We start from the raw sequence: 23895 nt of genomic DNA on the forward strand, positions 1-23895 counted from the left end.
CGCTCAATACCCGGTCATCTCCAGATACCCCACACCTTCCTGACTCCCGCTGAACTTCACCGGCCCCTCCCAGTAGGGAATACTCACGCCCATCCAGGCGGCCGGGTTCAGCGCGTCGGTGGTGATGTCCAGGTTTCGGTCGGGGACCCTGACTCTCCAGCGGGTGGGCACTTTATGCTCGCCGATCAAGGTTTCCTTCAATGGCTCCAGACTGATTTCGTTGGCGTGCAGCATCCGGGTGGTGCCGTCGGCGCTGATCCAGTTACCGGTCAGGTAGGGGGCGCCGTTCTTGTGACGGATGCGATACAGCATCAGGCGATCGCCGTCTGCCAGTTGCAGCGAAAACCAGTCCCAGCCGCTCTGGTTGGCGGTCAGTGGCTGGCTGCTCCATTCCCGGTCCAGCCAGGCGTGGCCGGTGACCTGATAGGACTTGCCCTGTATTTCCACGCTGCCTTTGGCGTCGAAGAAGGGCTGGCTGTAGTAGTACGACGCCTGGCCCGCCTCCGATTTCTGGCTGTAGCCCTGTTCGCCCTGCAGCACCAGCGGTTTGCTGGATGTCAGGTTCAGGTCGTAGCGAAAGTCCTTGCCGCTGGCCTTTAGCTGCATGGCAGTCAGTGGATCACCGCTGTGAACACTGCTGGTAAAGGCCCAGTCATCGATCCATGCCGAGAAGGGGGCCAGGGTCACGTCGGCCTGACCGATACCGCCGCGTGCGTAACGCTCTGCTACATAGTGGCCGCTGCTCGACGTTGCCGCCGCATGGCCCAGCCAGATCGTGCCGTCATTCCAGCCGCTGCCAGTCTGTTGGCCGGGGCGCAGGGCATTGCGAAACAACGTCCACTGCACGCCGAACTGCTGGCCCGCGTCATCCTTGAGGGTGGCGGTGATGTACCACCACTCGATACGAAAGCCGGGATGCTGGCCATGGTCTTGCGGGAATGAAAACACCTTGCCCGGCGTCACCTGCGCGTAACTGTCGGCGGTATTGCCCAGTCCGGCGAATCCGCTTTCAGGTTGTGGTTTGTCGTCGCAGGCAGCGAGCAGCCCGACGAGGACCAGCGGCATCAGCCATTTACTGTTCATTGGCGAATGTCCTGAGTAGATCCGCTGGACGGCTGCGGTACAGCTTCAGCAGCGGCCAGGCCGAGGCCAGCAAAGTCGCCAGCATCGCCAGCGCCATCAATTGCAGCAGTTGCAGCGGGAACACCTGCAGCGGCAGGCGCCAGCCAAAGGCGCGAACGTTAATCACCGCATCCAGGCACCAGGCCAGCAGCAGCCCGAGTGGCAGCGCGAGCACCAGTGTCAGGACCGCCAGCAGCCAGGTCTGTCCCAGGTTGAGCAGCATCAGTTGCCGTCGCGTGACGCCCAGCGCCCATAATGGGGCGAGCTGCCCGAGGCGGCTCTGGCTTTGAGTCAGCAGGCTGATGAACAGCGCCACGCCAGCAACGCCCAGTGTCAGGCTGTTGAGAGCGGCAGTGGCGGCAAACGTACGTTCAAAGACCTGGCTCGACCAACCCTTGAGCTGGCTCTGATCGATGATGTGATTGTCGTCCAGCTTGAAACGCGCTTGCAGCCGGGTGACCAGCGACGGGATTGCCGCCTGATCGACCCTCAGGTTGAAACGCACCGGCATCGATTGCGGCCAGTGGGCGAGCAGGTGCCGGGCATTGACCAGCAGATGTCCCTTGGGGTTGCCATAGTCGGCATAGATCCCGACGATGCGCGGGGTCCACTTGCCAGTGGGCACCGGGATGCTCAGCGTATCTTCCAGCCCAAGTTGCAGGCGGCGTGCCAATTGTTCGCTGAGCATCACCGTGTCTTCATCGCGCAAAACATTCCACGGATCACCAGCGACGGATTCCAGCAATGCCCAGTGCTGGCGATAGGTGCCGTGATCGATCACGCCAAACAGGTCGGCAGGCCAACCCTGGACTTGCACCGGCACCTGCCAGTTAGGCAGCACGGCGCTGACATCCTGTTGCTGGCTCAGCCAGGTGTTCAGCGGCCCGGCCTGCTCGGGGTTCTGCGGGCTGACATACAGTTCAGCGGTCAGGCGTTGCTCCAGCCAACTATTGAATGTCTGGCGAAAGCCCGACGTCATGCTGCCTGCGCCGATGTTCGCGGCCATCGCCAGCAACAGGGCCATCAGCGCCAGGCTCAGGGCGGGCAACTGTTGACGGCAATCCGCCAGAAACCATTGCCCGAGCACCGAGCGGCTGCGCTTCAACAGGCCGCCAAGCATGGCGTCCAGCAAAACCGGCAGGGCCAGCGCGGCGCTGAGCAGCAGGGCGGACATCATCACAAACCCCAGCATCAGACTGGTGCCGAACAACAGCGCGCTCACGGCAACCACCGCGCCCAGCACCGCCACCCAAGCCTGGCGCTGCAGCCACCGCGCATGGGCTTGCTGCCATGCCTGGGCATCGGCCAGTGCCAGCAACGGCAGGCGCGCAGCCCGCAACAGGCTATTGGCACCGGCCAGCAACGCGCCAAGCAGACTCAGGCCGATACCGCTCAGCCACCACCACAGACTGAGGTTCAACTGGCCAGCGACCTCTGCGCCATACAAGCCGCGCAGGCTGGCCGCGACATCCGGCAATAACAGGCTGGCCAGCAGATAGCCGCTGACCACGCCAAAAATACCGCCCAACAGCGCCAGTGCCCCAAGTTCTACGCCCAGCGCAGCTATCAACAGACGTGCGCTGACGCCACAGGCACGCAGGTTGCGCAGCAGACCACGGCGCTGTTCAAGGGCCAGGCCAATGGCGGCGTGGACAATGAACAGGCCGACGATGAAGGACAGTACCCCGAGTGCGTTCAGATTCAGATGGAAGCTTTCGGTGAGGCGCTCCAGATTGTTTTCTTCGCCGCTTTTCTTGATCACCAGCAGGTCATTCAGGGCTGCCGGTAGCGCAAGGTTTTGCCGGGCAAAATCCTTGGCCAGCAGCATTCCGGACAACTGCCCTGGCTGGCCCAACAACGGTTGCGCAAAGCCTATGTCCGTCAGCAAAACACCGGGCGCCATGTCGGGTTTGGCGTGCAAGGGGGGCAGCGCGACGCCGGTTTCGGTCAGCGGCTGCTGGCCTTCCTCAAGCCCCAGCGCTTGCAGGGTCTGCGGCGCAATCCAGGTCATGCCCGGCGGTGTGAGGAAGTCCACGACCTGTTCGGCGTTCAACGTCTGTCCGGCCAGTGCCGAGCCGGGCGGCAAGGTCACCGGCTCGATACCCATCAGTTGCAGGCGACGGTCTTCACGCCCTTTAAGCACGATACGGCCTTGCAGCATGGGCGACACGGGCCAGCCTTCGCGGCGCAGCTCGATAAACAATGCTTGCGGGAACAGCCCGCCGCTGCTGGCGGTGATACGGGTCTGCGGCTCGCCGCCAATCAACTGGCTGGCACGCTGGTAGCTTTCCCGCGCCTGGCTATTGAGCGCCTGCACGCCTGTGAGCAGCGCGGTGGCCAGCCACAAGCCGGTCAGCACACTGAAAAACTGCACCGGATGACGGCGCCAATGGCTCAGCAGGGCGCGCAGCGTCCAATAGAAAACCCGCATCAGCGTTTGCCTTCGTCAGCCAGACGCCCCAGATGCAGCACTACTTTGCGCGACAGCCGCTGCGCGACGCGCGGGCTATGGGTGACCATCAGCAGACTGGTAGGGCTGTCGGCGAGGATATCCAGCAGCAGTTGCAGCACCTCGTCGCTGGTGGCTTCGTCGAGATTGCCGGTGGGTTCGTCAGCCAGCAGCAGGCCGGGTCGCGAGGCGAGGGCGCGGCCTATCGCTACACGTTGCTGCTGTCCGCCGGAGAGTTGTTCGGGATAGCGATCCAGCAGCGCGGCCAGGCCCAGTCGCTCGATCAAATGCGCCTGCCAGGCTGCATCAACGCGCCCGGCCAGTCGTGCCTGAAACGCCAGGTTGTCGGCTATTTTCAGGCTGCCGATCAGGTTGAACTGCTGAAACACCAGACCGATCTCGGTACGCCGCCAGTTGGCCAACTGGCTTTCGTTCATCAGGTCCAGACGCTGGCCTGCGACCTCGATGCTGCCATCGTCGACCTGATCCAGGCCCGCCACCAGATGCAGCAAGGTGCTCTTGCCACTGCCGGACTCACCCATCAACGCCAGGCTTTCGCCCTGTGCCAGATGCAGATCGACACCACGCAAGACATCCAGCGGTCCCTGTGCCGTGGTGTAGCGCTTGAATACGTTTCGCACTTGCAGCATGAGCAACCCAATCGTTCTGACAGACGCTCAAGAGTAGCGCCTGAGCGTGCTCGTAGGAAATATCGTGCGACGCTCTGCGTCGTCATGCCGTTCAGGACGCTTTGCGTCTTCTTTGCGACGCAGAGCGTCGAGAGCTGTATTCCCACGCTGGAGCGTAGGGAACGATCATCTCAACTAGCGTGCGATGCTCCACGTTGGTCCTGCTTTTCAGGCGACTTCCCGCCGCCGCGAATCAGCCCGCGCAGCGCGAACCGGTTGGGGTGACAGGCCTCGGCCACGCTACGTGGCAAAGGCAGTGGTTCGTTGTCGAGCCAGGCGGCGATCAGTTCGCCACACAGCGGCGCGGTGATCAGCCCGCGCGAACCGTGGCCGCTGTTGACGTACAGGCCGTCCAGCCACGGGCAGGCGCTGTCCGGGACCTGACGTGCATCCTTGCCCAGTGCGGCATAGGCCTGCATGAACGCCTTGCGGTCGGCCAGCGGACCGACGATGGGCAGATAATCCGGGCTGGTACAGCGAAACGCCGCGCGCCCCTGCAATTGTTCGGGCGACAAAGCGGCGGCCTCAAGGCGTGAAGTGAGGTCTTCCGAAATTTCCCGCAACAGCCCCAGATTGTCCAGATGATCGGCCAGGTTCGGTGTCAGATCAGTGCTGTTGAAATCGAAACTGGCGCCCAGCGTATGTTCGCCCAGGCGCGCCGGAGCCACATAACCCTCGGCGCACACCACGCTGCGCAATGCCGTGCTGGCTTGAGTCTGCGGCAAACGGGTGATCTGCCCGCGGATGCGTTTGAGCGGCAAGTCGGCGCTCTGTGAAAACTGCTGAATATCAGCTGCACCGGCCAGCACCACGACCGGAGCGCTGTCGATCAACTGTTCCTCACTCCAGACCTGCCACTGATCGTCGACACGTCTCAGCTCCAGTGCCTGTTGATGAGTGATCAGGCTGATATTGGCGTGCGCAGCCTGTGCGTGACACAACGCAGGCGGATGAACCCAGCCACCTTCGGGGTAAAACAGCCCGCCACTGTTCAGCGCAACGCCGCTCTGCGCTTCGGCCGCAGGCTGGTCCAGCAGGTGCAGGAGTGATTCGGGGAAGGCATCGGCCAGTTGTTTCTGGCGCAGCGCTTCCTTGTCGTCGAAGGTCAGTTGCAGCACCCCGCAAGCGTCCCAGTCGACCCCCCGCTGCAAGCGCTCAAGCAGTCTTCGTGTATGACCGAAACCGCTGAGGATCAACTGTGACAGCGCCGTACCGTGCGCCGACAGTTTCAGGTACAGCACGCCCTGCGGGTTGCCGGATGCTTCCTGTGCCGGTGCGGCGTGGCGCTCCAGCAGGCTGACCTGCCAACCGCGTTGCGCCAGACTCTGTGCCGTGGCGCAGCCGGCCAGCCCCGCGCCAATCACCAGCGCTTTACGCTCGCCGCCAATCGGCGCGGGGCGGGCGAACCAAGGCTTGGCAGCAGCGGGGAGCGCTACGTCCTCTGGCCAAGCGATAAAAGCGCCACGCAGGACTTCCCATTTGTGGCCGATGCCCGGTACGCGCTTCATCTTGAACCCTGCCGCATTCAGCGAGCGGCGCACCCAGCCGGTGCTGGTGAAGGTGCCTATCGTGGTGCTCGATGTGGACAGGCGCGCGAGTTCGGCAAACAGCTCGGGGGTCCACATTTCCGGGTTTTTCGCTGGCGCAAAACCGTCGAGAAACCAGGCGTCCACCTGCCCGTCCAGTTGCGGCAGCATCTGCAGCGCATCGCCGATCAGTAGCGTAAGCGTCACGCGGCCGCCCGCGAACACCAGACGCTGAAAGCCTTCATGCACAGCCACATACTGATCGAGCAATTGACCCGCAAACGGCGACAGCTCGGGCCACAACGCAAGGGCACGCTGCAGGTCGGCGTGGCTCAACGGGTATTTCTCGACGCTGACGAACTGCAGGCGCGCATTGGCGGGCGTGCACTCGTCGAACAACTGCCAGGCACAAAGGAAATTCAGCCCGGTGCCGAAGCCGGTTTCACCAATGATCAACCGGGCTTCATCCGGCAATTCGGTGAAGCGCCGGCGCAGGTCGTTCTGCACCAGAAACACATGGCGCGTTTCGTCCAGACCGGACTCGGTGGAAAAGTACACGTCGGAAAAATCACGGGAACGCGGGTTGCCGTGTTCGTCCCAGTCGATCTGGGCGTGGCGGGTAATGGTCATGTCGGGCTCAGCGAAGGCAGTGGCGGCATTTTAGCCGTCTGCGCAGAGAAAAGTGCTATCAAGGATGTGCGGATTGACCGATGCCTGTAATCAATGGTCACAATCTCCATCAGGCGTTCTCTGAGCCCACATCAATCAGGAGCTGTGCATGTTTGAATCCGCTGAAATCGGTCATGTCATTGACGATGAGACTTACGAGGCAGCGTTGCCGCAACTGCGCGAAGCGTTGCTCGAAGCGCAGATAGACCTGCACGAGCAGGCTGGTCGCCAGATCATCGTGCTGATCAACGGCATAGAAGGCGCGGGTAAGGGCGAGACCGTCAAACTGCTCAGTGAGTGGATGGACCCGCGCCTGATCGAGGTGCGTACCTTCGATCAGCAGACCGACGAAGAACTCGCTCATCCGCCCGTCTGGCGCTACTGGCGGCAATTGCCGGCCAAGGGCCGCATGGGGATTTTCTTCGGCAACTGGTACAGCCAGATGCTCCAGGACAGGGTTCACGGGCGCTTCAAGGACGCCGTGCTCGATCAGGCCATCAGCGGTGCCGAACGACTGGAAAAGATGCTCTGCGATGAAGGCGCGCTGATCTTCAAATTCTGGTTTCATCTGTCCAAAAAACAGATGAAGTTGCGTCTTAAAACCCTCAAGGATGATCCGTTGCACAGCTGGCGCATCAGCCCGCTGGACTGGCAGCAGTCCAAGACCTACGACAAGTTCGTGCGCTTCGGCGAACGGGTCCTGCGTCGCACCAGTCGTGAATACGCCCCCTGGCATGTGATCGAGGGTGTGGACGCCAACTACCGCAGCCTGACCGTCGGCCGCCTGTTGCTGGAAGGTATGCAAGCCGCGCTGAACAAGGCCGAGCCCGAGACCGCGGCGCTGACTGTCGGGCCGCTGGCGATTCACAGTAACGAGCTGACCCTGCTCGACAGTCTCGACCTGAGCCTGAACCTGAGCAAGGACGATTATCAGCAACAGTTGATTACCGAGCAGGCGCGGCTGTCCGGCAACATGCGCGACAAGCGCATGAAAAGCCACGCGCTGCTGGCAGTGTTCGAAGGCAACGATGCGGCAGGCAAGGGCGGTGCGATTCGACGTGTGGCGGCGGCACTGGACCCGCGTCAATACGCCATCGTGCCGATCGCCGCGCCCACCCAGGACGAGCGCGCGCAACCGTATCTGTGGCGTTTCTGGCGGCAGATACCGGCGCGCGGCAAATTCACCATCTTCGATCGCTCGTGGTACGGCCGCGTGCTGGTCGAGCGGGTCGAGGGTTTTTGCAGCGAGTCGGACTGGAAGCGCGCGTATTCGGAAATCAATGACTTCGAAGAGCAGCTCACCGACGCAGGCGTTGTGGTGGTCAAGTTCTGGCTGGCCATCGATCAGCAGACCCAACTGGAGCGTTTCAAGGAGCGCGAAAAGATCCCGTTCAAGCGCTACAAGATCACCGAGGACGACTGGCGCAACCGCAAGAAATGGCCTGACTACCGCCAGGCAGTCGGCGACATGGTGGATCGCACCAGTACCGAAATCGCACCGTGGACATTGATCGAGGCCAACGACAAGCGCTGGGCCAGGGTCAAGGTATTGCGCACCCTCAACGAAGCGCTGGAAGCGGCGTTCGCCAGGGACAAGAAGAACTGATGATCTGAGTGTTGCGGTGGCGTCGGCTTCGCTCGGCGCTATCGCTTGCAACAGCCCGGCGTTCGCGTCTTCTGCCTGAGAATATAGATCGTCACCAGCACTGCGCTGGTCAGCATGAAGACCCGTGCCCAGGGTGAGGGCACCAGGTAGCAGGACAGGCTGATGCTCAGCCACATCAGGCCGATGGCGTATACCTTGCCCTTGAGCGGGATGCCATTGCCTTCGAGGTAATCACGAATCCACGGACCGAGTTGCGGGTGGTTGACCAGCCAGTCGTAGAAGCGCGGAGAGCTGCGCGCGAAGCAGGCCGCGGCCAGCAGCAGAAAAGGCGTGGTGGGCAGCACCGGCAGGAAAATACCGACCACGCCCAATATCACGCTCAGCCAGCCAATCGCTACAAGCAGATAGCGCACCGACCGGTGACGGCTGGTGCGCGGTGAGCCTTGCGCCATAGGCGCCGACTCAGTGATGGCGGGGCTTGAGGATCGCCGGCTTTTCGTCCGGTGCCTGGCAGAGCAGGTACAGGGCGGTCAGCGCTTCGGGGATCTGCACGATCATGTCGTCCATCAGGTTGGCGTCCTGGGCGATGTCGGCGAACTCCGGCTGTTCGTCGAACAGGCCCGAACCGACCATGATCGGCAGGAGCATTTCGCTGACTTCTTCCTCGGCACTTTCAAACCAGGCGTTTTCACGCAGGAACACGCCTTCCATGAAGCCGATGCACCAGCCGCGCAGGTCGGAATCATCAGGGTCGTCGCCCAGGTCAAGATCGCACGGCAGCTCGAACTCTTCGTCCGAAGCCAGCTGGCGGGCAATGTGTGCCTTGAGGGCAATCAGCGTCGCTTCGACTTCTGTCTGTTGCGCTTCGCTGGAGTACTGCGGCGGCTCGGAGAACAGCGCGTCGATCCACTCGCGCTCCGGCACCTCTTCAGCGCAGATTGACAAGGCGGTCAGGTAGCCATGCGCGGCCACGTAGTCCAGTGCTTCTTCGTGCAGTTCATCTGCATCGAGGAAGACTTGCAGGCGGGTTAATTGCTCAGCGAAGGACATGGAAGCGCTACCTTGAAAATATAAACGATGCTGGATTCTAGGCCCTGAGCGTCCGTGGCGCCAGCGCGCAGGCCAATTGCAGTTAATTTCGACCGCTCATGTCCCAGTCATCCATTGCTCCCGAGCGCTCGGGTATACTCCCCCGTTTTGCAGTGCAGCAGGATATTCCGGGGTTTTTTATGCTTGAGCAGGCACAACGCGTACTTAAAGACATCTTCGGTTACGACAGCTTTCGTGGTCGCCAGGGTGCCATTATTGAGCGCGTAGCCAGCGGTGGCGATGCGCTGGTGCTGATGCCCACCGGTGGCGGCAAGTCCCTGTGTTTTCAGGTACCAGGGCTGTTGCGCGACGGGCTGTGCGTGGTTGTGTCGCCACTCATCGCGCTGATGGACGACCAGGTTGCCACGCTGGATGAACTGGGCGTGTCGGCCGCTGCACTCAACTCGACGCTCAGCGCCGAGCAGCAGCGCGAACTGGCCAATCGCATTCGTCTGGGCGAAGTCAAAATGCTTTACCTCGCCCCGGAGCGCCTGGTTCAGCCACGCATGCTGTCATTCCTGCAAAACCTCAAGATCGCCCTGTTTGCCATCGACGAAGCGCACTGCGTGTCGCAATGGGGTCATGACTTCCGCCCGGAATACCTGCAACTGGGTCAACTGGCCGAGCTGTTTCCGGATGTACCGCGCATCGCGCTGACCGCCACCGCCGACAAGCGCACCCGCGAAGAAATCGTCACGCGTCTGCACCTGCAGAACGCCGAGCGCTTTCTGTCCAGTTTCGACCGGCCCAACATCTTTTATCGCATCGTGCCCAAGGAACAGCCGCGCAAACAGCTGCTGGCCTTTCTTTCCGAACGCCGCAGCGACGCCGGTATCGTCTATTGCCTCTCGCGCAAGAAGGTCGATGAGGTCGCCGTCTTTCTCAGTGACAACGGCTACCCCGCGCTGCCTTATCACGCTGGTCTGCCGTCCGAAACCCGGGCGGCCAACCAGAAGCGCTTTCTCAACGAGGAAGGGCTGATCATGGTGGCAACCATCGCGTTCGGCATGGGCATCGACAAGCCCAACGTGCGTTTTGTCGCGCACATGGACCTGCCCAAATCGCTTGAGGCTTATTACCAGGAGACCGGTCGGGCAGGGCGTGACGGTCTGCCCGCCGATGCCTGGATGGCCTACGGTCTGCAAGACGTGCTGATGCTCAAGCAGATGCTGCAGAACTCCGAAGGCGACGAGCGTCACAAGCGGCTGGAGCAGCACAAGCTCGATGCGATGCTGGCCTTATGCGAAGAAACCCGTTGCCGTCGGCAGACCCTGCTGGCCTATTTCGACGAAGACATGCCCAACCCGTGCGGCCATTGCGACAACTGCGTCGATGGCGTGCAGACCTGGGATGCCACCGAACCCGCGCGTCAGGCGCTGTCGGCCATCTACCGTACCGGCCAGCGTTATGGCGTCGGTCATCTGGTCGACGTGTTGCTCGGCAAGTCTAATGACAAGGTAGAGAGCTTCGGTCATCAGCACCTGTCGGTGTTCGGCGTCGGCAAAGCGCGAACCGAGTCCGAGTGGCGCTCGCTGTTCCGCCAACTGGTTGCACGTGGTCTGGCGGACATCGATCTTGAAGGCTATGGCGGCCTGCGTCTCAGCGAAACATGCCGCCCTTTGCTGCGTGGCGAAGTTTCTCTGGAACTGCGCCAGGACCTCAAGCCACAAACCACATCGAGAAGCAGTTCCGGCAGCCCGGCCAGTCAACTGGTGCGTGGCGAAGAGCGCGAGCAGTGGGAAGCCCTGCGTGCCCTGCGGCGCAAGCTGGCCGAAGAGCACGGTGTCCCGCCTTACGTTATTTTCCCGGACTCGACCCTGCTGGAAATGCTGCGCAGCAAACCCGGATCGATGGCCGAGATGGCCAAGGTCAGCGGTGTGGGTGCGCGCAAGCTGGAGCGTTATGGCGAAGCCTTTCTCGAAGTGCTCAGCGGCAAGGCCGAGGCACCACGGGCGGTCGCCGATGTGCGTCACGAACTGATCAGCCTGGCGCGCGCAGGCATGACCCCGACGCAGATCGCCGGTCAGTTGCAGTGCTCGGAAAAAAATGTCTACACCCTGCTGGCCGAAGCCATCGGCAAGCAGCAGTTATCCATTGAGCAGGCGCTGGACTTGCCGGAGGACCTGCTGGGTGAAGTGCAGGATGCCTTTCTCGATGGAGAAGGGGAACTGCCGCCGGTGTCGGCGATTGCCGAGCAGTTTGCCGGGCGGGTGCCGGAGGGTGTTTTGTATTGCGTACGTGCAGCGCTGCAATCGGAGTTTGAGGTATAACGGCGTGCGACGGAGCGTCACCGTCCCGTGCTTGCTTGAACATAAGGACCATGCTTAGCTCGCTAATAATTAGTTTTAATCACGAGTGTCCTTATGCCAATGACTGATGAACATCGTTTCGGGATGCAACTCGGACACCTCACGCGAGGCTGGCGTGCGGAGCTGGATCGCAGGCTGGCCGATCTTGGCCTGTCTCAGGCTCGCTGGCTGGTCCTGCTGCACCTCGCGCGCTTCACCGAGCCGCCCACCCAGCGCGAGCTGGCGCAGAGTGTGGGCGTAGAAGGCCCCACCCTGGCGCGCTTGCTTGACAGTCTTGAAAAACAGGGCCTGGTGCAACGTCAGGCGGTGCTTGAGGATCGACGTGCAAAAAAGATCCTGCTCAGTGACACGGCATTGCCCCTGATCGAAAAAATTGAAAACATCGCCAATGTATTGCGTATCGAGTTGTTCGAGGGCGTGAGCGAAGAGGATCTGCGCGTCAGCATGCGTGTGCATTCGCAGATTCTGGCCAATCTGGAAAGATCCTGAGACGAAGCTGCGCATTCTCAACCATAATCGTTAAACGGATACCGACGTCCATTTGATTACGTGAGAAGCCTGCCGTGGTTTCCATAAGGGTTCGCATGCTGAAGAGTTCACTGGCTGCTGTCGAAGGTGCAGGTCGCAGGGCGCGCGGGGCGTTTGGCAGGGGCGTGTTAGCGGTCTCGTTACTGACCTGCTCCACGTTGGCGTCTGCGTTGGGCCTGGGTGAAATCACCTTGCACTCGGCGCTCAACCAGCCATTGAATGCCGAGATCCAGCTGCTGGAAACCGGCGGTCTGAGCAATGAAGACGTGGTCGCCCGGCTCGCATCGCCCGAAGCGTTCGCCAAGGCGGGCATGGAACGCGTGTTCTTTCTCAATGACCTGCGCTTCACGCCGATACTGCGCGGTGATCGCGGCGTGATTCGGGTGGTGTCCAGCAAACCGGTCACCGAACCCTACCTGAGTTTTCTCGTCCAGTTGGCGCGGCCGAATGGCGATTTGCTGCACGAATACACGCTGCTCCTTGATCCTGCCACCTCGGCGCAAGGCCTGGCTGCCACGCGCAGCCGCAACCAGCAGCGCTCGGCCACCTCCGCTTCGGAAAGCCGCATGCCGGTCGCGCCACCGGCGGCCGTGCAGGGCAAACGCTATACGGTGGCCAGTGGCGACACGCTGAATGGTATCGCCAGCCGCTTGCAAGGGCCGGGCAACAAGGTGTCTGCTAGCCAGTTGATGGACGGTATCCGTTCGCTCAACCCGCAAATCTTCGCCGCAGGCGCCGGGTCTGCGCTTAAAGTTGGCCAGGACCTGTTGCTGCCGGACGCCGCAGTGCTGCCGACCGCGGCAGCGCCTGCCGCAAGCGCTGCCGCGCCGTCGCCAAAGCCTGTCGAATTGCAGCGTACCGCCGAGCAGTTGTCGGCCGCTGCCATCGAAAACCAGCAATTGACTCAGTCACTGGAGGCGCTCAAGGCGCAGACGCAGGAATTGCAGGAAGAGATGAGTGGCAAGGACAAACAGATCATCGCCTTGCGCAGTGATCTGGCCGCTGCGCAATCCGCGGCCACGCCAACTGCCACGCCAGCTGCACCGGCAACAGTCACGCCAGCACCTGCGACACCTGCAGTTGCGCCTGCCGCCCCTGCTCAACCTGTTGCTGCGTCGGGCAGCGATTCATTCCTCAGCCTGCCGATACTGATCGCTGCCGTATTGATCGTGCTTTTGCTGGTGGCGTTTGCTTATTCAAAACGACGTCAGCAGCGCAAGGAATCAGCGGCGCCCGCCGCCACCCCGGATGACCAACTGATCAAGCCCGCTCAGGCATCCATGCTTCCGGTGTTCGAAGTGCCTGCTGTTGCGCCGCAGCCCGTGGTGCAGAGCCCATCGACGCAGGCACCGGCCAAGCCATCGCCAGCACAACGCTCGCCTGGCGCTGCTCCGGATGCGCTGGATGGCGTGAGCATTTACATCGCCTACGGACGCTTCACCGAGGCGATGGGTATTCTGCGCAGCGCCCTGGAAACCCAGCCCGAGCGTGATGACATACGCATTCGCCTGCTGGAGTTGCTGGCGGAGCAGGGCGACGGCAGTGGTTTCGTTCGCGAAGAACAGGCTGCGCTGGAGCATGGCGTCGATCCGCAGACCATTCAGGACATCCGCGATCGCTTCCCGCAGCTAAAGGCTGCCGAGATCGCTCCCGTAGCGGCTGTTGTGCCGGCTGTCGCGGTAGCAGCCAGCACATTGTCTTTCGATAAATCCGAGCCAGAGCCTGAGCTCTACCTGCAGCCCGAGGCTGAGCCAGAACCCGCCGCGCAGCTGGATGAAAGCGCCGCTGCGGCGCTGAACCCGCAGCACGCCGACGAGTTTCAGTTGAACCTGGACGACCTGTCGATGGACGCCGACTGGGATCTGGTCGATCCATTCGACAGCCCGCCGCCGCGTGCCAAGCCTGCCGCTGCGCCAGCGCCCGCTGAAGTCGATCCCGGTTTTTCTTCGGACCTGACTCAACTGCCGGAGGTCTTCGAGCTCTCGGATGAACAGTTCCTCAGTGACTTCTCCGAGCCCGAGGTGGTCGAGCCAGTCGAAGTACTTGCGCCATCTGCCGCCGACGGCCTGAGTGACGATTTCCTCGACAGTTTCATGAACGATGACGCCGATTTCGACCTGCTGGATCTGGAAGAACCGCCGCTCAGCCAGATCAATCAGGCGCAAGTGCTGATTGAGGACGGCGATCTCGAATCGGCCCGTGAAATCCTCCAGCAGATCATTGACGAGTCCGATGAGGAGCATCGGCGCATGGCCCGCGAGCTGTTGGCCAACATCAGCTAAGCGCAGCGTGTAAGGGGCGACCGGTCCTGCGTTCAGCGAAAGATCGGTCGGATCCCCCGGCATTTCGGGTAGGCCACACAACCCCAGAACTCCCCGGCGTTCTTGCCGGTGCGGGCCACCTTGATCACCATGGTTTTCCGACAGTGCGGGCACGCAGGCGCCGCCGGCTTTGCCGTGGGTGTTGGCGGCGCAGGTTTGTGGGGCTTTTTGCCAGGGTTGGCGCGGCGGGTTCTGACTGGCGCTTGCGGTTCAGGCAATTGCGCTGCAGGCGTAGCGGGCTCCGGGTGCTGTTGCCGGTTCGGTGTGCCTCCCGCAACCCGGCTCAATAACCCGCGCAGTTTCTTGATAAGTGCTTGCAGCGCAGAGGTCGTGTTGTGTGCCATGGGGTTGCCTTGGGTCGGGATGCGATCAGGTGCCGGATGGTGCAGGCATCCTCCTTGCGGCGCAAACACCTTACGCCGCTCTCATTCCTGCCGTTTCTTGAGTGACGTAATCCCCAACCGTTGTTAAAGCCCTGAGTCTTGGGGGCGATAACAGTGCATCATGACTATCGGTTGTCACTTTGAAAGGCTGTGCTACACCTTCAGCATCTGCCCGGAGTATCAGCATTATCACGGAGTGATTCCTAATGCGCGTCAACATGCCTATCACGCAGACTGAGCGGACTTTTCCGGCCTCTGAACGCCTGATCTCCACCACCGACCTTAACAGCCACATTACTTACTGCAACGACGCCTTCGTCACCCTGAGCGGTTTTACTCGCGAAGAGCTGGTCGGGCAGACGCACAATCTGGTGCGCCACCCGGACATGCCAGCCTCGGTGTTCGCGCATATGTGGGAAACTATCAAACAGGGCAAGCCGTGGATGGGGGTGGTCAAGAACCGCTCCAAGCAGGGTGATTACTATTGGGTCAGCGCTTATGTGACGGCGGTTTACGAAAACGGCCGGATCGTCGGGTACGAGTCGGTGCGCTCGCTGCCGACCCGCGATCAGGTGCGTCGCGCTGAAGCGCTGTATGCGCGGTTGCGGGCTGGCAAGTCGGCAGTGTCCTCCAGCAGCTCGGCGGCCTATCACCTGATTCGCCAGTTACCGATGATCCTCTGCGCGCTTGCGCTGGCTGTGGGTGTTTACCTGCTCGACGATTTGCCGTCGATCATCATGATCCCGATTGTGATGGTTGTGTTGGGCGTTTTTCTTGAAGTGCGTCAGCGCCGCAGCATCCGCGAAACCCTTGAAGAACACCCCAAGGCCTTCACCAGTGCATTGATTGCGCTGACCTACAGCGATAATCGCGGCCCGCAGGCCCAGCTCGACCTGGCCATGCTCAGCGAAGAAGCGCGCTTGCAGACGGCCTTGACGCGTCTGGCGGATACCGGCGAGAGCGTGCGCCAGCATGCCGGCCGGTCAGCGCAATTGTCCCTTCGCCAGGCCGAGTCGCTGGATCAGCAGCGCAGTGAGGCCGATCAGTCAGCCACGGCCATCAACCAGATGGCGGCGACCATTCAGGAAGTCACCCACAACGTGCAGAACACTGCCCATGCTGCCGAGGAGGCCGACAAGCTCGCGCAACAGGGGCGTGGGCTGGCAGATGAAAGCCTGCTGGCGATTCGGCACATGGCGACCTCGGTTACCGACATTGGCAACGCCGTGGGGGAACTGGCTGACGCGACCCAATCGATCGGCAGTGTGGTCGATGTGATCACGTCCATCGCCCAGCAAACCAATCTGCTGGCGCTCAACGCGGCTATCGAAGCGGCGCGTGCCGGTGAACAGGGGCGTGGTTTTGCGGTGGTGGCCGACGAGGTGCGTTCGCTGGCGTCTCGCACGCAGTCGTCGACCGAGCAGATCCAGCAAATCATCACCTCGCTGCGTGATGGCGCCGACCGTGCGGTACAGACCGCCAACAAGGGCGAGCAGATCTCTCAGGAGAGTGTCGCCAGCGTTGAAGCCGTGCAGAAGGCGCTGGATGGCATCAGCCAGTCGGTGACCCGCATCACCGGCATGAGCCAGCAGATGGCGTCGGCGTCTGAAGAACAGAGCCACGTCGCGGAAACCATCAGCCAGCAAATCACCCGCATCGCGCAACTCTGCGACGAGAGCGCCAGCCAGGCGCAGCAAGGCTCGCAGATCAGCAGCGAGCTGGAAGAAATGGCGCAGTACCTGCACAGTCTGGCGGAACGGTTCAGCCGCTAGGCAGGCCACTCCCTGGATAGGGCGCGGAGCGTCCTGAACGGCATTACCACGCGCGCACCACTTATCGTGCCCATCGCTCCGCGTGGGCATGCCGTTCATGACGCTCTGCGTCATCTTTTTCCGGGAATCTCAGAATGAATATTTATTATTGCCTGACAAGTTTTGGTGCTTTCAGACAAGTAACGCCGTTGGCAACTGTTACTGGAAACACTAGGTAGAGCGCGAGAAAAACAAGTCGCGTGCAATTAAATGGCCACTACTCCGCACTTGAGCCGCATAATAAAATCCAAAATAAACTCAATAGATTCAAGCGCCTATCAGCTATGTATATGTCCTGCGATGCGTTTTCCTTATGTCTTAACCTTTGTATCAGAATTGAAATAAAACTGTTGCCAAGTTTTACACTGCGGACTATGTTCTGGAATCGCTCAATCAAGAGCCAACCAGTATCAGGTGTGCAGGGATGCAAAAGTCGAAGTGCGTGAGTGTTGTCCGTTATTCGTTCAAGCCTGTAGCAACCGGCGCGCTGTGCGCGCTGTCTTTTACGTTTGGCTGCTCGGCTTATGCTGACTATGTCGAGCAGGGCAAGCCGGGTGACGCTGCCAGTTGGCGCTCGGCAGAATTCCAGAGCGACTGGGGTCTGGGCCGTATCCAGGCTGATCAGGCCTACGCCGCTGGCATCACCGGGGCTGGCGTCAAAATCGGTGCGCTGGACTCGGGCTTCGACCCGTCCCATCCGGAAGCCACGCCGTCCCGCTACCACGCCGTCACCGCTACCGGTACCTACGTCAACGGCTCGCCGTTCAGCATCACCGGTGCCATCAACCCGAACAACGACACCCATGGCACACACGTTACCGGCACTATGGGCGCGGCGCGCGATGGTGTGGAGATGCATGGTGTGGCGTACAACGCGCAGATCTACGTCGGCAACACCAATCAGAACGACAGCTTCCTGTTCGGCCCTAACCCCGACCCGCAGTACTTCAAAGCGGTGTATGGCGCCTTGGCGGATGCCGGCGTGCGCGCCATCAACAACAGCTGGGGCAGCCAGCCGGCCGACGTGACCTACGCCACCGAAGCGGGCGTGCGCGCTGCCTACGCTCAGCACTACAACCGCGGCACCTGGCTGGACGAAGCGGCGAATGTCTCGCGCAAGGGCGTGATCAACGTCTTCAGTGCAGGCAACACCGGTTACGCCAACGCCAGCGTGCGGGCTTCGCTGCCTTTTTTCCAGCCGGATCTTGAAGGCCACTGGCTGGCCGTGTCTGGCCTCGACAGCAGCAACGGTCAACGCTACAACCAGTGCGGCCTGTCCAAGTACTGGTGCATCACCATGCCCGGTCGGCTGGTCAACAGCACCGTGCCGGGTGGCGGTTACGGCATCAAATCCGGCACCTCCATGTCCGCGCCGCATGCCACTGGCGCACTGGCACTGGTGATGGAGCGTTTCCCGTACATGACCAACGAGCAGGCGCTGCAAGTGCTGCTGACCACCGCCACCCAGCTCGACGGTTCGATTACTCAGGCACCGACCAATAGCGTCGGCTGGGGTGTGGCCAACCTGAAGCGGGCAATGCGCGGTCCGGGCCAATTGCTCGGCACCTTCGACGCTAACCTGGGCGCAGGTTTGACGGATGTGTGGAGCAATAATATCTCCGATCAGGCGCTGATCCAGCGTCAGGCCGAGGACAGCGCCGAGCAGGCCACCTGGCAGCAGACGCTGATCAGTAAAGGCTGGCAGAACGGCGTTGCCAGTACCGCCAGCCAGCAGGATCAGGCCGATTATGCCACCGGCACTGCTCGCGCCGCCGCAGCGGCAAAGCGTCAGTACCAAGGCAGCTTGATTAAATCCGGCGCGGGTCGACTGATTCTGGAGGGCGCCAATACCTATCGCGGTGACACACTGGTCAATGGCGGTTTGCTGTCGGTCAATGGGTCGCTGGTGTCAGCCGTGCAGGTTAATGCTGGCGGCACGCTGGGCGGCAATGGCCAGATCGGCGGGCTGACAGCGCGCAACGGCGGTATCGTCGCGCCGGGCAATTCCATCGGTACATTGCAGGTCAATGGCAATGTGACCCTCGAGCCGGGTTCGACCTACGCCGTGGAGCTTTCCCCAACCGCCAGTGACCGCATCGTCGCTACAGGCAGCGCCACGGTGTCAGGCGCGAACATGACGCTGGCGCTGGAGAATGCAACGCCTGTGGCCTTGAGTTCTGCTCCGATCCAAAGCGTGGTAGGTCGCCAGTACAACGTGCTGCAAGCGGCCAATGGCATCAATGGCCAGTTTGGCAGCGTGTCCTCCAACTACGCCTTTCTCGGTGGCCGACTCGACTACGCAGCCAATGCGGTCGCACTGAACGTCGAGCAAACTGCCGCTTTCAATAGCGTCGCGCAAACCCCCAACCAGGCGGCTGTGGCGACTGCCGCCGAACAGCTCGGTGCCGGTAACGCGGTGTACGAAAACCTGCTGCTTACCCAGAGCGCTGCCTCGGCACGCGACAGCTTCCAGCAATTGTCCGGGGAAATTTACCCGGCCATCGGCAGCGTGTTGATCAACGACAGCCGTCAGGTCCGCGATGCGGTGGGTGAGCGCTTGGGCGCCAGCGTGTTCGGCACCGATGGCAACACTGCCGCACAAGACAACGTCTGGCTCAAAGCCCTGGGCGCATGGGGCAAGACCGACTCGCGCGACGACACCGCGGGTTACACCTCCTCGATTGGCGGGCTGCTCGCCGGTGTCGATGGCAACCTTGCCGATGACACCCGTCTGGGCGTCGTCGCAGGCTATAGCGACAGCTCGCTGAACATGGGCTCCGGCACGCACTCCAGGGCGTCGGTGGACAGCTACCATCTGGGCGCGTACCTCGGCCATGAAATCGGCGCACTGCGCCTGACCCTGGGCGCCGCACACAGCTGGCATCGCATCGACGCGCAACGCGACGTGCAGGTCGGCGGCGCAGCGGGCAAGGAGAAAACCAAACACGATGCGCAGAGCACCCAAGTGTTCACCGAGGCGGCGTATCGCATTCACCTGCAACCCGCGACGCTTGAGCCGTTCGCCAACCTGGCCTACGTCCACCTGAACACCGATGGTTTCACCGAGAAGGGCGACGCTGCAGCGCTGTCTGCCGGTAGCGACAACCGTGATGCGGTACTCAGCACTCTGGGCCTGCGTGCCCTGAAGAGCATCGCGATCAGCGACCGTCAGAAGGTCGACCTGTCCGGCAGCCTCGGCTGGCAGCACAACCTGAGCAACACCGACTCCGAACAGCACCTGGCATTCGCTTCCAGCGGCAACAGCTTCGGTATAGAAAGCTCGCCGCTGGTGCGTGACGCCGCGCTGGTCGGTGCTCACGCCAGTCTGGCGTTGAGCAAGGAGGCAAGGATCAGCCTCGATTACAGCGGCCAGCTGGCCAGTCGTGAGAAAAGTCACGGTGTCGGCCTGAGTCTTAACTGGCAGTTCTAAGCAGAAGACAACCCTAAACCCAAAAGAACGACGCGCATGCAGATGCATGCGCGCGGAGATTCGTGCGCGTTAACTAAGGACGGTAATTTTCATGAAAGATGCACTCAGCACCCGACACACCTCTGTCAAACCCCTGAGACAAGCCATTCGGGCGGTCAATCGCGCATCCTGTGGCGCGCTCGCCTGCTACCTGGCGACACTGGGCGTGGCTCATGCCGCACCGTATGTGGAAGCAGGGCAGGCGGGCAATGCCGCCAGCTGGCGCAGTGCCGAATTCAATGCCGACTGGGGCCTGGGCGCGATCAACGCCGATCAGGCCTACGCCGCAGGCTACTCGGGCAAGGACATCAAACTGGGCATCTTCGACCAGCCGGTCTACGCCCCGCATCCGGAATTCGACAGCCCCAACAAGGTGGTCAATCTGGTCACCAGCGGCATCCGCGAGTACACCGACCCGTACATCCCGGTGAAGGCGGGCGACGCTTTCCGCTACGACGGCGCACCGAGCCTGGACTCCGGCGGCAAACTCGGTAACCACGGCACCCACGTCGGCGGCATTGCCGGTGGCAATCGCGACGGCGGGCCGATGCACGGCGTGGCCTACAACGCGCAAATCATCAGCGCCGACAACGGCGACCCGGGCCCGGAAGACGGCATCGTACTGGGCAACGACGGCGCGGTGTATCAGGCAGGCTGGAACGCGCTGGTCAACAGCGGCGCGCGGGTCATCAACAACAGTTGGGGCATTGGCATCACGGACCGTTTCGACAAAGGCGGGCGCGATCCGGCATTCCCGCACTTCACCGTGCAGGACGCGCAAGTGCAGTTCGACCAGATTCGCCAGATCCTCGGCACGCGTCCGGGTGGCGCGTATCAGGGCGCGATCGACGCCGCACGCAGCGGCGTGGTGACTATCTTCGCAGCAGGTAACGACTACAACCTCAACAACCCCGACGCGATGGCCGGGCTCGGCTACTTCGTACCGGAGATCGCCCCCAACTGGCTGACCGTCGCCGCCCTGCAACAAAATCCGGATGCCGCAGCGGCCGCTACCACGCCCTACACGTTGAGCACCTTCTCGTCGCGCTGCGGCTACACCGCCAGCTTCTGCGTCTCGGCACCGGGCACGCGCATCTACAGCTCGGTGCTCAACGGCACCAGCCTGGCAGACCTGACCGTCGGCTGGGCCAACAAGAACGGCACCTCGATGGCCGCACCTCACGTCGCAGGCAGCATGGCTGTGCTGATGGAGCGCTTTCCGTACATGACCGGCGCGCAGGTCGCCGACGTCCTGAAAACTACCGCCACCGACCTCGGCGCGCCGGGCGTCGATGCGCTGTATGGCTGGGGCATGATCAACCTCGGCAAAGCGGTCAACGGCCCGAGCATGTTCGTTACCGAAGCGGACATTCCTGCCGAGTTTCGTATCGACGGCGCCTACGGCGACAGCCAGTTCGTGGCTGACCTGCCTGGCGTCGGTGCGATTGTCGATGCCGGCAAACCGACCCAACGCACCTGCAGCGGGCCGCAATGCGGGCTGGACGTATGGAGCAACAACATCTCCGGCCACGGCGGCCTGACCAAACAAGGCATCGGCACCCTGGTGTTGACTGGCGCCAACAGCTACAGCGGCCCGACGCTGGTCAATCAAGGTCGTCTGGCCATCAACGGCTCGCTGGCCTCTGCGGTCACCGTCAATAACGGCGGCATACTGGGTGGCAATGGCAGCGTCACCTCGCTGAACGCCAACCGGGGCGGCACCGTCGCGCCGGGCAACTCCATTGGCACCCTGCAAGTGGCGGGCGATCTCAACCTGGCACCGGGCTCGACCTACGCGGTTGAATTCTCGCCCACCGCCAGCGACCGTATCGTGGTCGGCGGCACCGCGACCGTGAGCGGCGCCAACATGGCCCTGTCTCTGGAAAACGACAATCCTGCACTGCTCAGCAGCAACCAGACCAGCAGCGTTCTTGGTCAGCAGTTCAACGTGCTGCAGGCGGCTGGCGGCGTTCAGGGGCAGTTCGGTTCTGTGACCGATAACTATGCATTCCTGGACGGTAACCTGGCCTATAGCGGTACAGGCGTGACATTGGCCCTTGCACGTAACGGCGACAGCTTCGCCAGCGCCGCACAAACCGACAACCAGCGCAGCGTGGCCCAGGCCATCGAGCAACTGAGTACAGGCAACTCGGTCTACGAGGGCATCATCCTCAGCCAGGACACTTCCAGCGCACGCCGCGCATTCACCCAGCTGTCGGGCGAGGTGCATCCGGCCATCGCTACACAGCTGATCAACGACAGCCGCCAACTGCGCGACGCCGTGGGTGATCGTCTGCGTGTAGAAGGCTTGTATGACCAGCCAGCACCGGGCACTGAAGACAACTCGGTGTGGGTCAAGGCGCTGGGTGCCTGGGGCAAAAACAGCGGCAGCAGTGACAGCGCCAGCTCGACCTCATCGCTGGGTGGCCTGTTGGCAGGCGTCGACGGCCTGATCAGCGAGCACACCCGTTTGGGCGCGATGGCAGGTTACAGCGACACCTCGCTGAGCCTGGGCGATGACACCCACTCGCGGGCCTCGGCAGACAGCTACCACCTGGGCGCCTACATCGGCCACGAACAGGGCGCATTACACCTCACCGCAGGCGCGTCGCATAGCTGGCACCGCATCGACGTGAAACGTGACCTGCAATTCGGCGCGTTTTCCGACCGTCAGAAGGTCAAGCGCGACGCCCAGTCGAGCCAGGTGTTCACCGAAGCCGCCTACCGCCTGAACCTGCAACCGCTGGCACTGGAGCCATTCGCCAACCTGGCTTACGTCCACTTCGACAGCGACAGCTTCACCGAAAAAGGCGGCGCCACAGCCCTCAAAGGCAGTGACGACACCCGCGACACCGTGCTCTCGACCCTGGGTATGCGCGCCGGTAACCGCTTCAACCTCAACGACACACAAAAACTCGACGTCTCCGCCACCCTTGGCTGGCAGCACAACCTGAACGACACCTCGTCTGAACAACACCTGGCCTTCGCCAGTGCCGGCAACAGCTTCAACGTGCAAAGCGTCTCCATGGACCGCGACGCCGCCGTAGTCGGCGCCCGCGCCAGCCTGGCCTTGGGCAGGGACGCACGCATCAACCTGGACTACAACGGTTTGCTGGGTGCGCGGGATAAGACTCACGGTGTGGGGCTGTCGCTGGATTGGCAGTTCTGATGGGGGATGCCTGCGGGGTGTAGTGGCCCCGCAGGCTCTCGCCACCTGTCGTGCCCATTGCTCCATATGAATATCGGGCCAATGCTCCGCGTTGGCACGCATTTCGTGACGCTCTGCGTCATATCCAAGCCATCAGGCAAATGCCTGATCACTCACAACTCCGGCTTCTGGCCGGAGGCCGTGGGGCGCACCGGTCGACGTTTCGCTGACCCGCTTCTGCCCGTAGGGCGTAGGAGCGAACTTGTTCGCGATCTGCCGGGTACCGGCAGCAAAACCTGTGTATACGTTACGTCCTTGGCAACCAAATCTCAGATTGGCCTAGCCATGCCTCATTGCCAAATAGGCTCACCGAAAAACCCGAATCCTCAACAACCACCTCAATAAACAAAATTTGATGGCTCATTACCATCATGGTAAAACCTTGCAACAGACACTTGTCTGCACTCGCTAAGGAATAGCCATGAAAAAGACAGGGACAGGCCTCTTCGCCATACTCGCATTGCTCTGCGCCTTCACCGTGCAGGCCAGAGGAACCCAGGTAACAGACGCCTCAATCGTCAAAGCCATCATCCAGGAATCCATCGACAGCTACCCCGGCAACTGCCCATGCCCCTACAACGCTGCCCGCAATGGTAGTCAATGTGGCAAGCGCAGTGCGTACAGCCGCAAAGGCGGCTACGCACCCATCTGCTACAAGGATGACGTCACCAAAGAAATGATCAACGACTACCGACGCCGCCTGAAAGACTGATCCG

At 61.8% G+C, this 23895-nt stretch carries 15 protein-coding genes; 8 read left to right on the forward strand and 7 right to left on the reverse strand.

Annotated elements, in window-relative coordinates:
* Nucleotides 1–3: 3 nt before the first annotated feature.
* The 4 genes from JOE34_RS13135 to mnmC all read right to left on the reverse strand — a co-directional run bounded on the left by JOE34_RS13135 (nucleotide 4) and on the right by mnmC (nucleotide 6416).
* Nucleotides 4–1083: a lipocalin-like domain-containing protein gene (locus JOE34_RS13135; protein WP_096113062.1), complete on the reverse strand. Its 1080-nt coding sequence runs from the start codon at nucleotides 1081–1083 to the stop codon at nucleotides 4–6.
* The gene (locus tag JOE34_RS13140) at nucleotides 1073–3553 is read right to left on the reverse strand and encodes an ABC transporter permease (protein WP_046719103.1); all 2481 of its coding nucleotides are present in this window, start codon (nucleotides 3551–3553) and stop codon (nucleotides 1073–1075) included. Before JOE34_RS13140 ends, JOE34_RS13135 begins: the two co-directional genes overlap by 11 nt.
* The gene (locus tag JOE34_RS13145) at nucleotides 3553–4221 is read right to left on the reverse strand and encodes an ABC transporter ATP-binding protein (protein ID WP_004416701.1); all 669 of its coding nucleotides are present in this window, start codon (nucleotides 4219–4221) and stop codon (nucleotides 3553–3555) included. The genes JOE34_RS13140 and JOE34_RS13145 overlap by 1 nt, the downstream gene beginning before the upstream one ends.
* Before the next feature lie 170 nt (nucleotides 4222–4391).
* Nucleotides 4392–6416: a bifunctional tRNA (5-methylaminomethyl-2-thiouridine)(34)-methyltransferase MnmD/FAD-dependent 5-carboxymethylaminomethyl-2-thiouridine(34) oxidoreductase MnmC gene (gene mnmC, locus JOE34_RS13150; RefSeq protein ID WP_209995886.1), complete on the reverse strand. Its 2025-nt coding sequence runs from the start codon at nucleotides 6414–6416 to the stop codon at nucleotides 4392–4394.
* A 148-nt stretch (nucleotides 6417–6564) separates the two neighbouring features.
* Here mnmC and pap point away from each other — a divergent pair, with 148 nt between their 5' ends.
* The gene (gene pap, locus JOE34_RS13155) at nucleotides 6565–8061 is read left to right on the forward strand and encodes a polyphosphate:AMP phosphotransferase (protein ID WP_004416703.1); all 1497 of its coding nucleotides are present in this window, start codon (nucleotides 6565–6567) and stop codon (nucleotides 8059–8061) included.
* Nucleotides 8062–8099: 38 nt separating this feature from the next.
* Here pap and JOE34_RS13160 read toward each other — a convergent pair whose 3' ends face one another.
* Entirely contained in the window at nucleotides 8100–8513 is a 414-nt protein-coding gene (locus tag JOE34_RS13160) for a YbaN family protein (RefSeq protein ID WP_024693547.1), read from the reverse strand.
* Between the two features lie 10 nt (nucleotides 8514–8523).
* Nucleotides 8524–9111 carry a YecA family protein gene (locus JOE34_RS13165; RefSeq protein WP_003314545.1) on the reverse strand — a complete coding sequence of 196 codons (588 nt, stop codon included), beginning with the start codon at nucleotides 9109–9111 and terminating at the stop codon, nucleotides 8524–8526.
* Between the two features lie 179 nt (nucleotides 9112–9290).
* On the opposite strand from JOE34_RS13165, the gene recQ reads away from it, so the two are divergent.
* From recQ to JOE34_RS13180, 3 genes are all read left to right on the forward strand, one after another.
* Entirely contained in the window at nucleotides 9291–11420 is a 2130-nt protein-coding gene (gene recQ, locus JOE34_RS13170; protein WP_032659871.1) for a DNA helicase RecQ, read from the forward strand.
* Nucleotides 11421–11513: 93 nt separating this feature from the next.
* On the forward strand, nucleotides 11514–11948 hold the full coding sequence (locus JOE34_RS13175; RefSeq protein WP_003363288.1) for a MarR family transcriptional regulator: 435 nt from the start codon (nucleotides 11514–11516) through the stop codon (nucleotides 11946–11948).
* A gap of 95 nt (nucleotides 11949–12043) precedes the next feature.
* On the forward strand, nucleotides 12044–14269 hold the full coding sequence (locus JOE34_RS13180) for a FimV/HubP family polar landmark protein (RefSeq protein ID WP_046265606.1): 2226 nt from the start codon (nucleotides 12044–12046) through the stop codon (nucleotides 14267–14269).
* Between the two features lie 32 nt (nucleotides 14270–14301).
* Here JOE34_RS13180 and JOE34_RS13185 read toward each other — a convergent pair whose 3' ends face one another.
* Nucleotides 14302–14652, reverse strand: coding sequence for a topoisomerase DNA-binding C4 zinc finger domain-containing protein (locus JOE34_RS13185; protein WP_003393205.1), 351 nt, complete (start codon nucleotides 14650–14652; stop codon nucleotides 14302–14304).
* 245 nt (nucleotides 14653–14897) lie between these two features.
* On the opposite strand from JOE34_RS13185, the gene JOE34_RS13190 reads away from it, so the two are divergent.
* The 4 genes from JOE34_RS13190 to JOE34_RS13205 all read left to right on the forward strand — a co-directional run bounded on the left by JOE34_RS13190 (nucleotide 14898) and on the right by JOE34_RS13205 (nucleotide 23891).
* Entirely contained in the window at nucleotides 14898–16463 is a 1566-nt protein-coding gene (locus tag JOE34_RS13190) for a PAS domain-containing methyl-accepting chemotaxis protein (RefSeq protein ID WP_198710942.1), read from the forward strand.
* A 463-nt stretch (nucleotides 16464–16926) separates the two neighbouring features.
* Nucleotides 16927–19932 carry an autotransporter serine protease gene (locus tag JOE34_RS13195; protein ID WP_209995895.1) on the forward strand — a complete coding sequence of 1002 codons (3006 nt, stop codon included), beginning with the start codon at nucleotides 16927–16929 and terminating at the stop codon, nucleotides 19930–19932.
* Nucleotides 19933–20023: 91 nt separating this feature from the next.
* A complete protein-coding gene (locus JOE34_RS13200) occupies nucleotides 20024–23140 on the forward strand; it encodes an autotransporter serine protease (RefSeq protein WP_209995897.1) in 3117 nt (1038 codons plus the stop codon).
* A 460-nt stretch (nucleotides 23141–23600) separates the two neighbouring features.
* Nucleotides 23601–23891 carry a hypothetical protein gene (locus JOE34_RS13205; protein WP_122243290.1) on the forward strand — a complete coding sequence of 97 codons (291 nt, stop codon included), beginning with the start codon at nucleotides 23601–23603 and terminating at the stop codon, nucleotides 23889–23891.
* The last annotated feature ends 4 nt before the right edge of the window (nucleotides 23892–23895 follow it).

It is taken from the genome of Pseudomonas sp. PvP028, from assembly GCF_017832255.1.
GTDB lineage: Bacteria > Pseudomonadota > Gammaproteobacteria > Pseudomonadales > Pseudomonadaceae > Aquipseudomonas > Aquipseudomonas syringae.

What these genes read in the sequence shown, in the direction of transcription:
- JOE34_RS13195 (WP_209995895.1), top strand. Translation starts at nt 16,927, where the DNA reads ATGCAAAAGTCGAAGTGCGTGAGTGTTGTCCGTTATTCGTTCAAGCCT.
- mnmC (WP_209995886.1), bottom strand. Translation starts at nt 6,416, where the DNA reads ATGACCATTACCCGCCACGCCCAGATCGACTGGGACGAACACGGCAAC.
- JOE34_RS13145 (WP_004416701.1), bottom strand. Translation starts at nt 4,221, where the DNA reads ATGCTGCAAGTGCGAAACGTATTCAAGCGCTACACCACGGCACAGGGA.
- JOE34_RS13190 (WP_198710942.1), top strand. Translation starts at nt 14,898, where the DNA reads ATGCGCGTCAACATGCCTATCACGCAGACTGAGCGGACTTTTCCGGCC.
- recQ (WP_032659871.1), top strand. Translation starts at nt 9,291, where the DNA reads ATGCTTGAGCAGGCACAACGCGTACTTAAAGACATCTTCGGTTACGAC.
- JOE34_RS13135 (WP_096113062.1), bottom strand. Translation starts at nt 1,083, where the DNA reads ATGAACAGTAAATGGCTGATGCCGCTGGTCCTCGTCGGGCTGCTCGCT.
- JOE34_RS13160 (WP_024693547.1), bottom strand. Translation starts at nt 8,513, where the DNA reads ATGGCGCAAGGCTCACCGCGCACCAGCCGTCACCGGTCGGTGCGCTAT.
- JOE34_RS13175 (WP_003363288.1), top strand. Translation starts at nt 11,514, where the DNA reads ATGCCAATGACTGATGAACATCGTTTCGGGATGCAACTCGGACACCTC.
- JOE34_RS13200 (WP_209995897.1), top strand. Translation starts at nt 20,024, where the DNA reads ATGAAAGATGCACTCAGCACCCGACACACCTCTGTCAAACCCCTGAGA.
- JOE34_RS13185 (WP_003393205.1), bottom strand. Translation starts at nt 14,652, where the DNA reads ATGGCACACAACACGACCTCTGCGCTGCAAGCACTTATCAAGAAACTG.
- JOE34_RS13180 (WP_046265606.1), top strand. Translation starts at nt 12,044, where the DNA reads ATGCTGAAGAGTTCACTGGCTGCTGTCGAAGGTGCAGGTCGCAGGGCG.
- JOE34_RS13165 (WP_003314545.1), bottom strand. Translation starts at nt 9,111, where the DNA reads ATGTCCTTCGCTGAGCAATTAACCCGCCTGCAAGTCTTCCTCGATGCA.
- pap (WP_004416703.1), top strand. Translation starts at nt 6,565, where the DNA reads ATGTTTGAATCCGCTGAAATCGGTCATGTCATTGACGATGAGACTTAC.
- JOE34_RS13140 (WP_046719103.1), bottom strand. Translation starts at nt 3,553, where the DNA reads ATGCGGGTTTTCTATTGGACGCTGCGCGCCCTGCTGAGCCATTGGCGC.
- JOE34_RS13205 (WP_122243290.1), top strand. Translation starts at nt 23,601, where the DNA reads ATGAAAAAGACAGGGACAGGCCTCTTCGCCATACTCGCATTGCTCTGC.